General features: G+C 61.5%; 9 protein-coding genes and 1 pseudogene. 6 read left to right on the top strand and 4 right to left on the bottom strand.

Going from position 1 to position 10,994, the window contains the following annotated elements:
• Positions 1-41 precede the first annotated feature (41 nt).
• Both HKL97_RS12465 and HKL97_RS12460 read right to left on the bottom strand, forming a co-directional pair.
• Positions 42-1,268 (bottom strand): rhamnan synthesis F family protein, encoded by a 1,227-nt coding sequence (locus tag HKL97_RS12465; RefSeq protein ID WP_291425823.1) that lies wholly within the window; start codon positions 1,266-1,268, stop codon positions 42-44.
• Between the two features lie 29 nt (positions 1,269-1,297).
• Positions 1,298-3,052 (bottom strand): ABC transporter ATP-binding protein, encoded by a 1,755-nt coding sequence (locus HKL97_RS12460; protein WP_291425821.1) that lies wholly within the window; start codon positions 3,050-3,052, stop codon positions 1,298-1,300.
• Positions 3,053-3,172: 120 nt separating this feature from the next.
• Between HKL97_RS12460 and HKL97_RS12455 the strand changes: the two genes are divergently transcribed.
• Complete coding sequence (locus HKL97_RS12455) at positions 3,173-3,847, top strand: tyrosine-protein phosphatase (protein WP_291425818.1); 675 nt, start codon at positions 3,173-3,175, stop codon at positions 3,845-3,847.
• Positions 3,848-3,884: 37 nt separating this feature from the next.
• Here the strand turns inward: HKL97_RS12455 and HKL97_RS12450 are convergent, their stop codons facing one another.
• Positions 3,885-4,583, bottom strand: coding sequence for a pirin family protein (locus HKL97_RS12450; RefSeq protein WP_291425814.1), 699 nt, complete (start codon positions 4,581-4,583; stop codon positions 3,885-3,887).
• A 202-nt stretch (positions 4,584-4,785) separates the two neighbouring features.
• On the opposite strand from HKL97_RS12450, the gene HKL97_RS13705 reads away from it, so the two are divergent.
• Both HKL97_RS13705 and HKL97_RS12445 read left to right on the top strand, forming a co-directional pair.
• Positions 4,786-5,049: a LysR family transcriptional regulator gene (locus HKL97_RS13705; RefSeq protein WP_363238870.1), complete on the top strand. Its 264-nt coding sequence runs from the start codon at positions 4,786-4,788 to the stop codon at positions 5,047-5,049.
• The gene (locus tag HKL97_RS12445; protein ID WP_363238868.1) at positions 4,985-5,722 is read left to right on the top strand and encodes a substrate binding domain-containing protein; all 738 of its coding nucleotides are present in this window, start codon (positions 4,985-4,987) and stop codon (positions 5,720-5,722) included. The genes HKL97_RS13705 and HKL97_RS12445 overlap by 65 nt, the downstream gene beginning before the upstream one ends.
• An 83-nt stretch (positions 5,723-5,805) precedes the next feature.
• On the opposite strand, the gene katG is transcribed toward HKL97_RS12445, so the two are convergent.
• Positions 5,806-8,001, bottom strand: coding sequence for a catalase/peroxidase HPI (gene katG, locus HKL97_RS12440; protein WP_291425812.1), 2,196 nt, complete (start codon positions 7,999-8,001; stop codon positions 5,806-5,808).
• A gap of 529 nt (positions 8,002-8,530) precedes the next feature.
• Here katG and HKL97_RS12435 point away from each other — a divergent pair.
• From HKL97_RS12435 to HKL97_RS12425, 3 genes and pseudogenes are all read left to right on the top strand, one after another.
• The gene (locus HKL97_RS12435; protein WP_291425810.1) at positions 8,531-9,751 is read left to right on the top strand and encodes a porin; all 1,221 of its coding nucleotides are present in this window, start codon (positions 8,531-8,533) and stop codon (positions 9,749-9,751) included.
• An 8-nt stretch (positions 9,752-9,759) separates the two neighbouring features.
• Entirely contained in the window at positions 9,760-10,755 is a 996-nt protein-coding gene (locus HKL97_RS12430) for a 2-dehydro-3-deoxygalactonokinase (protein WP_363238866.1), read from the top strand.
• Positions 10,752-10,994: pseudogene (locus HKL97_RS12425) on the top strand (2-dehydro-3-deoxy-6-phosphogalactonate aldolase); the annotation flags it as partial. The gene HKL97_RS12430 and the pseudogene HKL97_RS12425, both read left to right, overlap by 4 nt.

Here is a 10,994-nt window from a genome sequence, read left to right as displayed (position 1 = left end):
GGTGTGGCGGGCGGTGATGCTGTTGATGAGCGCGACTGTGGTTAATCCTTCCCGCGATGGTTTTCGCCACTGACTGCCATGACATCAAACCCGGCCACACGGGCTGCATAGTTGAACAAGCGCTCGACAGCATGTTCAACCCCACCGTCGTCATAACTGGAATGGGCAGGGGTGAAGTCTAGGCTTAGGTGCAATGCGCGCAGTGGTGCCAGTGCTTGCGGCCTAGCCCAGAACATTGTGCCCTCAAAAAAATCAAAGGCATCTTTCTGGATTGGGCGGCCCATACGCGTGGCAATGGTATCGACTATCTGGCGGTTTTTCCCCAGCAGGTCGCGTGGGGCCGTGGGGGTGGATGTTGCCAGAAAACGTCGTGGCCCGATAATGCCGATTTGCGTGTTATCCTGAAATAAGTTGACGATCGTTAGCACCTGCTGATTGGTGGCGATCAGGTCCAGAAACGTCGCGCGGCGCCAGATATCGCCGAATATAGGCACGCGCCCATGGCTGATTGACTTCTTGCCATGGATTTTACAGACAAAATCAAACTCATCGAAGGAACCGTCTTCCAGTAGCATCAGGAATGGGCGCACGTCGCGGCCGAAATTTTCGACGATGCGGATTACGCTGCCTGGAAATACCGCAGCCACGCGCGCAGTCAGTTCTTGGTTTTCTTTTGTCAGGGTTAGAAATAATTTGAAAGGCGAGGTCCATCTCCCGAGCAGGATTTCGATCTCTGGCCATAGATCTGTGTAGTAGAGATGTAGCGCCACGGCGATGCGCGGGGTGGTGGCGTGCGTGCGTACGCTTTTTTTGGGCTCTGGGGGCCAGCCCGTTATCACTTCGGGATGGTCGCGCATGATCTGGCCATTATGCTGGCTGCCTGAGAAGCGCAGGAAACGCATGCGTTTGCAGTAGTTTTTATATTCTTTTTCTGGTCCGGCAGGGATAATTCTGATTCCATCAAAGTTGAGCGTGCCGAGGCGGAGGTTTTTTTTTACGATCCGACGGCAACGTATGTAGGCCGCCAAGGGGCGGCTTATTGACTCGACGATCATATCGGCGGGGTTGAATGAGAGGGTTGCTCCAGTATTTGGTGCCTCAAGGAAAAAAAAGAGTTCATTGATTAGCGGCAGTATCCAGCTATTTGGCTCATGCGCGGTAGTTCGCAGATCTAAGCGCACATATCCGCGTTCCTGAGCTTGGGTGCTGGGGCGCAAGAGAACAACTGCATGGCGTGGGATGTGGAGTTGACCGCGTTCGAATAGCATAGTGCGAAATTCCTGGTTTGGTTCTTGGTTTACGCCAGGGCCTGCGCCTGGACCAGCCGGGAGAACGCGCCGCCCGCTGCCAGGAGTTCGGCATGGGTGCCTTGCTCGATGGCCTGGCCGTCGGCCATGACCACGATAAGGTCGGCGTCGCGCACGGTGGAGAGCCGGTGGGCGACGACGATGGTGGTGCGCCCGGCGCGCAGATGCGCCAGCGCGGCCTGGACGGCGGCTTCGCTTGCGGTGTCCAGCGCGCTGGTGGCTTCATCGAGCAGGAGGATGCGCGGGTTGCGCAAAATGGCCCGCGCGATGGCGACGCGCTGGCGCTGGCCGCCGGAGAGCCTCTGGCCGTTGACGCCGACGCGGGTTTTGAAGCCTTCGGGCATTTCCTGCACGAAGGTGCAGGCGGCGGCGGCGGCGGCGGCGTGGACCTCATCGGGCGTGGCATTGGGGCGGCCGAGCAGGATGTTGGTGTAGATTGTATCGTCAAACAGCAGCGAATCCTGGCCGACATAGGCGATGGCATCGCGCAGGGAGTGCAGGGTGACGCTGGTGATTTCAGCGCCGTCGATACGGATCTGCCCGCTGGTTGGGGTGTAGAGCCGGGGGATGAGCGCCAGTGCCGTGGATTTGCCCGCCCCCGAGGAGCCGACCAGCGCCAGCATTTTTCCGGGCGCGGCGTTGAAGGAGAGGTCTTTCAGGCCGGGGCGGCCGTCCGGATAGGTGAAGGCGACATGCTCAAACGCCAGCGCGCCGGCGCCGGGGTGCAGCGGTACGGCACCGGGGGCATCGGCGATGGCGGCTGGTTCATCGATGATGGTGAACACGCGCGCCATGCCCGCGAGGCCCTCCTGGACGGCGGCGTTCATGGTTCCCAGCGCGCGCAAGGGGCGGCTGGCGATGAGCAGGGCGGAGATGAAGCCCATGAAATTGCCCACGCCGCTGCCGCCGGTGGCGTTGCGCCAGCCCTCGAAGCCGATGACCATGGCCACGGCGAGCCCGCCCAGGACTTCGAGCATCGGGTCCAGCCGGGAGCGGATCTGGGTCATGCGCAGGAGGGAACGGTAGAGCTGGTCGAAGGTTTTATTGGCGCGTTTCTGCTCGTGCTCCTCCAGGCCGTAGGCGCGCACGGTGCGGGCCTGGGCGAAGCTCTCGTTGAGCACGGCGGCGGTGTGGCCCATCTGGTCTTGCATGCCATCGGAGGCGTGGCGCATGCGCTTGCCGATTTTTTGCACGGGGATGCCGGCCAGCGGGTAGAGCGCGGCGGCGATGAGGCTGAGCTTCCAGTCGATCACGATCATGGTGACGACCAGGCCGGCCACGGTGGCGGCATCGGCGATGGCGTTGACGGCGCGGGTCATCGCGTCGCGGATGACGGTGGCATCGGTGGTGAAGCGGGCGGCGAGCTGGGCCGGGGCCTCGCGCTCCACGCTCGCGAGGGCGGCGTTGGAGAGGTGGCGGAACATGCCGGTTTGCAGCCGGCGGATGACCAGGAGGACGACATCCTGGGTCAGCACCGCCTGGAAATACATGGACAGGCCCTTGATGGTGGTGACGATGAGCACCAGCACCGGCACCTGGTAGAGGATGCGCGGGTCTTTGTGGGAGAACATGTCGAAGGCCCATTTGATCAGCGCCGGGTAGGCCGCCGTGGTTCCCGACATCACCAGCGTGGCCACGACGATGAGGACAATGCGGCCGCGGTAGTGGCGTACATGCTCGCGCCAGAGGCGATAGACGAGGGAGGCGGTGGATTTTTGCTGGGTCATGGTGCTGGGGTTAAGCATATTTTGGCTCTGCCACAAATGAGGTGTCTCGCACGCGGGGCTGGCGGGGCGGCCGCGCGGCAAATACGGGATGCGCGCGGGGCTGGCGGGGCGGCCGCGCGCCAAATATAAGCCTTACGCATGGACACTATTTTTAAAGGCGATCTCTCCACCAAGGCCGGCCGGCGCAATGCGTGGGTTGACGCGCTGTTCATTGATCATGCGGTGCTGCGCATCCTGTGGACCAATTTCGCGGTGGTGAAGCCGGGGCGGCTGTATCGCTCCAACCACCCGACGCCGGGCAATCTGGCGGCGTTCACGCGCAAGACGGGGCTGCGAAGCCTCATTAACCTGCGCGGGCGGGCGGAAAACGGCTCGGATGCGCTCTCACGCGAGGCGGCGGCGCGGCTGGGGCTGGATTTTTACGATATGGCCATGGAGTCACGCGGGGCGCCGCATAAGGACAGGATTTTGCGGCTGGCGGAGATTTACCAGACCATGCGCGGCCCGGCGCTGGTGCATTGCAAATCCGGCGCGGACCGCGCGGGGCTGGCGGCGGGGCTGTTCGTGGTCATCGAGGGCGGCACGGCGGCGCAGGCGCTCAAGCAGCTTTCGCTGCGGTTCGGGCATATCAAGCAGTCCAACACGGGGATACTGGACGCGTTCTTTCTCACCTATCAGCGCGACGGCGAGGCGAAGGGCAAGAGTTTTCTGGACTGGGTGCGCGAGGATTATTCCGAGGATGAGTTGCGCGCGCATTTCAGGGCCAACTCGCTGGCTGGATTTGTCAACGACAAGATGCTGGGGCGCGAATAATCTCCGCGCCGCGCCCAAAAGGTAGCGCCGGGTAGTTTCAGTCGACATCCACGAGGACGATCTCGGTGTCTGTCAAAGCGGTGACGCGCAGGGTCCCGGTATCGCTGATCGCGGCGCCGTCGCGTGCATTCACGGTCACGCCCTCGATTTCCACAGCGCCAGTGGCCGGCACCAGATATGCGTGACGTTCGCGGCCAAGGGCGTAGTCGGCGGTTTCGCCGGCCCGCAGCGTGGCGCCGAGAAGACGCGCGTTGGCGTGAATTTTCAGGGCGTCGGTATCCTGGGAAAAGCCAGAGGCCAGCGCGACAAACCGCCCGGCGCGCTCACCCTTGGGAAAAGGCTGTGCGCCCCAGCTGGGCTGGTGCCCCCGGCTGCTGGGCAGGATCCAGATCTGGAAAATCTGGGTTGCTTCTTTCTCCAGATTGTACTCGCTATGCGTGATGCCGGTTCCCGCGGACATAACCTGGACGTCTCCGGCTTCTGTGCGGCCGGCATTGCCCAGATGGTCCTGATGCGTGATGGCGCCTTTGCGGACGTAGGTGATGATTTCCATGTTTTTATGCGGATGTGGCGGGAAGCCCGTGCCAGGCGCGATGGTGTCGTCGTTCCAGACCCGCAAGGCACCCCAGCCCATGCGCTGGGGGTCATGATATTCGGCAAAGGAGAAATGATGCTTGGCGTCGAGCCAGCCATGGTCAGCGCCGCCGAGGCTTTTGAAAGGACGAAGTTCAATCATCGCGAATCTCCATGGGGGCATCCGGCCCGTGTCTGGAGTTGAAATAGGGTAAAGCCGCTGGCGATTAAATAGAAATGATGGAAACAGATCGGTTCCAGAAACTTGCTTGTGCGGCGCGGGCCAGCAACACGGCACGCTCCCAAAAACGTATATTGAGTTGAGATAAAGCGCCGCTTTTGGTATTAAATTAGAAATAATATGAATGAATCGGTTCGATAATTTTATGATGAAGCTGCCTGACCTCGAAGCATGGGCGATTTTTGCGAAGGTTGCCCAGACGGGTTCCTTTGCCCGCGCGGCCGAGGAGCTGGGGCTCTCCAAGCCGACCGTCTCCAAGGCGATTGCCCGGCTGGAGCAGCGTTTGGGGGCGGTGCTGCTGCACCGGACGTTCACTTACCGAAATGGGCCGCGGCACTCTGGTGCATGCCAACAGGATTGTGGCGGAGGGCGAGGCGGCCGAGCTTGAAGCCTCCGCACAGTCGCTAACGCCGCGCGGGCTGGTGCGTCTGGCGGCGCCGATGTCGTTTGGCGTGCGCCATCTGGCGCCGGTGCTCCCGGCTTTTCTGGAGCGCTACCGGGAAGTTGATGTTGACGTGCAGCTGAGCGACAGTTTGGTGGATCTGGTGGCCGAGGGGTTTGACGCCGCCTTACGCATTGCGGCCCTGGCCGACTCCTCGTTGCGCGGGCGCCGTTTGTGCGCGGTTCGCCGGCCGCTGGTCGCGGCCCCGGCCTATCTGGCCAGATACGGACACCCTGAGCATCCGGCCGATCTCGTCAAGCATTTGACGCTGATTTATACAAATGCCCCCGCGCCGGGGGTGTGGCGATTTCAGCATCCCAGAGACGGCGAGTTCAGCGTGCCTGTGAAAGGGCGCTTGCGGGCCAATAACGCGGATGCCCTTACCGCCGCCCTGCGCGCGGGGCTGGGGATGGCGTTGCAGCCGGAGTTCATGGTGTGGGAAGAACTCGCGCAAGGGGTGCTTGTGGAAGTTCTGCCAGATTGGGCGATTGCGCCGGTTTCCATCAATCTTGTTACGCCCCCGGGGGTTTTGCGGCCTGCGAGGGTTAAGGTGCTGCTTGATTATCTTGCGGGATGTTTCGTGGCGGCGCCTTGGTCGCGCCCCGCTCCGGAAGTTTGAAAACTGGGCGCGAGAACTTGCGATGCGGCTCTTGTTAAAATGGGGAGGGCGTCAGCGGCACGCATGCCGCCCTCCCGCCGGGGTCAGTTCAGGTCGAAACGGTCAAGGTTCATGACCTTGTTCCAGGCTGCCGCAAAGTCATGCACAAATGCTGCCTGGGCGTCATGGCTGGCATAGACCTCCGCGATGGCGCGGAGCTGGGCGTTTGAGCCAAAGACCAGATCAACCACCGTGCCGGTCCATTTCAGGGCGCCGGTTGAGCGCTCGTACCCCTCGTACACGCCCGCGGCCGTGGCGGATTTGCGCCATTCCGTGCGCATGTCGAGCAGATTCACGAAGACATCGTTGCTCAGCGTTCCCGGCCGGGCGGTGAGGACGCCGTGGTCCGAAGCCCCGAAATTTGCCTTGAGCGCGCGCAGGCCGCCGATGAGGACCGTCATTTCCGGGGCGGTGAGTGTCAGCAGCTGGGCTTTGTCCACCAGCAGCTCCGCCGCAACGTCTTCGGCACCCTTGCGGGTATAATTGCGGAACCCGTCGGCGGTGGGTTCCAGCACGGCGAAGGATTCGATATCGGTCTGCGCTTGGCTCGCGTCCGTGCGCCCCGGTGCGAAAGGCACAGTGAGATCGTGGCCTGCCGCCTTTGCGGCCGCCTCGACCGCGGCGCAACCGCCCAGTACGATCAGATCAGCCAGGGATATTTTTTTGCCGCCGGGAGCGGTGCTCTCGAACGCCGTCCGGATCGTCTCCAGCACCTTCAGCACCTTGGCCAGCTCCGCCGGCTGGTTGACCTCCCAGTCCTTCTGCGGCGCCAGCCGGATACGCGCCCCATTGGCGCCGCCGCGCTTGTCGCTGCCGCGGAATGTGGCGGCGGAGGCCCAGGCCGTGGTGACGAGCTGGGGGATGGACAGGCCCGAGGCGAGGATATTGGCTTTGAGCGTGGCGATACCGGCCGCGCCGATCAGCGCGTGATCAACCGCGGGCAGCGGGTCCTGCCAGATCAGCGTCTCGGCGGGCACCAGCCTGCCCAGGTAACGCGAGAGCGGCCCCATGTCGCGGTGGGTGAGCTTGAACCAGGCGCGGGCAAAGGCATCGGCGAACTCATCGGGATGCTCATGGAAGCGCCGCGAGATCTTCTCGTAGGCGGGGTCGAAGCGTAGCGCGAGGTCGGTGGTCAGCATGGCGGGGGCACGGCGCTTTGCCGGGTCGTGCGCCTCGGGCACCGTGCCGGCGCCGGCGCCGTTTTTCGGTGTCCATTGGTGCGCCCCGGCCGGGCTCTTGGTCAGCTCCCATTCGTAGCCAAAGAGATTCCAGAAGAAATTGCTGCTCCACCTGGTTGGCGTGGTGGTCCAGGTGACTTCCAGCCCGCTGCCGATGGCATCAGCGCCCTTGCCGGTGCCAAAGCGGCTCTTCCAGCCCAGCCCCTGCTCTTCAAGCGGCGCGGCTTCCGGCTCCGGCCCCACCAGCGCGGCATCACCGGCGCCATGGGTTTTGCCAAAACTGTGGCCACCGGCAATGAGCGCCACCGTTTCCTCGTCATTCATCGCCATACGGGCGAAGGTTTCGCGGATGTCGCGCGCCGCGGCCAGAGGGTCCGGGTTGCCGTTCGGGCCCTCGGGGTTCACATAAATAAGGCCCATCTGCACGGCGCCCAGTGGATTTTCCAGCTCATGGTCCCCGGTGTAGCGCTTGTCTTCGAGCCATTTGCCCTCTGGCCCCCAGTAAATGTCTTCCTCAGGCTCCCAGATATCCTCCCGCCCGCCGCCGAACCCGAAAGTCTTGAAGCCCATGGATTCAAGCGCGGCATTTCCGGTGAGGATCAGCAGATCGGCCCAGGAGAGCTTGCGGCCGTATTTCTGCTTGATCGGCCAGAGCAGCCGGCGCGCCTTGTCGAGATTGACGTTGTCTGGCCAGCTGTTGAGCGGCGCGAAACGCTGGGCGCCGGAGCCTGCGCCGCCGCGCCCGTCGCTGATGCGGTAGGTGCCGGCGCTGTGCCAGGCCATGCGGACGAACAGAGGGCCGTAATGCCCGAAATCCGCCGGCCACCAGTCCTGTGAGTCTGTCATCAGGGCGAGCAGATCGGCCATGACGGCGTTCAGGTCGAGGGTTTTGAACTCTTCGGCATAGTTGAACGTGGCGCCCAGAGGGTTGGATTTGGACGAGTGCTGATGCAGGATGCTCAGCTTGAGCTGATTGGGCCACCAATCCTGGTTCGACTTGGAGCCGATTGCCGCATGCTTATGAGCGCTGCCCGCGACCGGGCATTTGCTTTCACTGTTCATGTGTCCTCCAATAATGTTGCGGATTTGATCTTGTCCGTGAGGATAACGCTTCAGGGGGGCGCGCGTCCAATTGATTGTTTGAAAAATGTTCATCGATGAAAGCGATTTGCATGCAATGGATGGGAAAGAGATGGCGGGGGCGGGCTGTATTCCAAGAGATGATCGCGTACATATTTCGCAGCGGATTGTTAACGCCGGCTGATATTCAAAAGCATATCAAATTCATCAAATTAACTATTTGACCGCTATTGAAACTGGCCGGTAATCTTTAATTCAGGCGTCGCGGTTCGTTCAGGAAAAGTTCGAAATTGTGCTGTCCTGTCATACTAAAATAAAAATCAACAGCGTATCCAGGTGAATTATCAAAATGAAAAATTCTGTTTAGCGGAGGGGTTTCCTTAAGGTCGCTGTGACCTGGCGGGGAATGTAACCCTGCTTGTGGGGAGATTTCTGGTGCTTCGCTCATGAAACACGAGTTTCATGAATGCGGAGTCGCGTCTTTAAATCCAAAAAGGGAGGAATAAACATAATGAATGATGTAATCGATGGTGCTTGCCTGACGCATGGCGGCCTGCCCGCGCGCTGGCGCTTGCGAAGTGTTTTTTTGGCGACGGCGGTTGCGGTTTCAGTGTTTGCGCCCGGCGCCTCCAAGGCGGATGTAACGCTTTATGCTGGCAGCGGGCCGGTGCCGAGCGTCAAGGCTTATGTGCGCGTTGACGCCGGTGTGCGGCTTGATGCGAATGTCGATCTTTCGCAGTATAACGGCCATACAGGCTCCACGACATTGCTGCAGGCAGGGGGGAATGACTGGGGCACCAGCATGTTCGGTGTCTATGGGTCGTCCCAGCTCACGCCGGACCTGACGGGTGTTTACAAAATCGAGTCAGGGTTTAATGCAACGAACGGAAAATTTAACAGTTCCACCAACTCCATTTTTAATCGCCGGGCCTATGTCGGGTTAAGCAATCCGACATTCGGGACCGTCACTTTTGGTAAAGATCTTTTCATAGACAATGACGTTTATAATTTTGATCCGATGATCCAGGAGAATATGTCAACCTCGACGCTGGTTTATGGCCGTAATTGGCAGGGTGCGTCTGACATGGTGGAGTATCGCAGCCCGGATTGGAGTGGTCTGCAAATCGGCGCGCAGGCGTCTTTTGGGAACGGCGATACCTTCGCCTCGACCAAAGTTTCGAACATGTATGGCGTCTCGGCGGAGTATGATATCTCAAAACTGAGCATCTACGGAATTTATGATGAGATTCAGAATTCAAGCGGTCAGTACACAAACATTTATACCGCATCGCGGGAGGCGATTGCGGGCGCGAAGTTGGATTTGAACCCAGTGACCGCCTATGCGGGCTTTGAGCAGCTCTCCGCACCGCAGGGGAGCAAGGCCAGAGGAGGGACGGCGATTTCCAACCCCGGCGCCAGCTATTCTCCTTATCCCGCGGTTTATGCCACCAGCGCCTACATGGCCTGGGTTGGGGCGGCGGTGCAGGTGACCCCTGCTCTGGTGCTGCGTGGCGCGTGGTTTCATACCTCGATCAATGAACATGGCGGCAGCGCGAACCTTGTTACGGGCGGTGGAGAATACTCCCTTTCACCGAATGTGCTTCTCTACACGACGGTTGGTGAGGTCATGAATAGCGGTGCGGCTGATTTTTCAGCCGATATTTATGCGCCGCCGGCAGCGCCGGGGCATTCGCAGTTTTCCGGGTTTAGCGGTGTAAGCATTAAGTTCTAACGCCTTATATGATATGCCGGGTGCGCTGGCTGGCGCGCCTGGCATGTTCAGCCATTTGTATGATAGGGTTGGTTGTGGGCGGAGCATTTACGGTTGCTGTTGACTGGGGAACGAGTAGCCTTCGCGTATGGCTGCTGGATTCCGCTGGGGCGGTATTGAGCGAGAGCCGTTCCGCCGAAGGGGCTGATGGTCTCGCGGCCGGCGGGTTTGAAGCCTGCCTGACGCGCCATATTGAGCGGTTGGGCCGTGCGGCGCGTGGGGCGCGGATTGTGATGTGCGGCATGGTGGGGGCGCGCAATGGCTGGCGTGAAGCACCGTATATGCCTATTCCCGCCCGGCTGGATGAACTGCCCCGGCATGCGATGCGCGTTGCAGGTGCGGGGGTGGATGCGCTGATTCTCCCCGGGCTGGTTCGCAACCATGCCGATGCGCCCGATGTGATGCGCGGCGAGGAGACGCAGTTGCTCGGCTTTTCGGCGGTGCCGGGCTTCAGCGGCCTCGTCTGCCTGCCAGGCACGCATTGCAAATGGGTGCGGGTGCGCGACGGCGGTGTGGACGATTTTTCTTCAGCCATGACCGGCGAGATTTTCCGCCTGCTGGCGCAGCATTCGGTGCTGCGCCATGTGGTGGACCCGCAGGCGCGCATTGCCGCGGATGACCCGGCGTTTCTGCGGGCGGCGGCGGCCGGGCTGGCCAGGCCCGAGGCGCTTTTGCATACCCTCTTCTCTGTCCGGGCGGCGGCGCTTGTCTCGGGGCTATCTGCCGGGGCGGCGGCGGCGCGGCTTTCAGGGTTGTTGATCGGCACGGATATTGGCGCGGCGCTGCGCGAGGTTGCCCCTGGCACAGCTGTCAGCCTGATTGCCTCGGGCCCTTTTGTAGCGCTCTATGAGCAGGTTTTTGGCCTTGCCGGTGTGCGGCCGCGGGTCTTCGATGCGGATGAAATGGTGCGGGCAGGTTTGTTCAGGGCGGCCCGCCTTTGGGATGAGATGGAGTTGTGCGCATGACTGAGAGTTCGGAGGATGTTTGCCTGTCTGCCTCTTGGCCGGTGCTGCGCCGCCATCTCGTGGCGATTCTGCGCGGGATAACGCCGGCGGATGCCGAGGCTGTGGGCGCGGCGTTGGTTGAAGCCGGGTTCGAGGCCATCGAGGTGCCGTTGAATTCACCGCAGGCGCTGGTGTCTATTGGGCGGCTTGCCCGGGTGATGCCGGGTGGTGTTCTGGTGGGGGCGGGGACGGTGCTGACC

The sequence above is a fragment of the Acidocella sp. genome, from assembly GCF_013044125.1.
Classification (GTDB): domain Bacteria; phylum Pseudomonadota; class Alphaproteobacteria; order Acetobacterales; family Acetobacteraceae; genus Acidocella.
The sequence above is the reverse complement of the archived record's forward strand: the minus strand, read 5'-3'. Positions and strand labels throughout refer to the sequence as shown.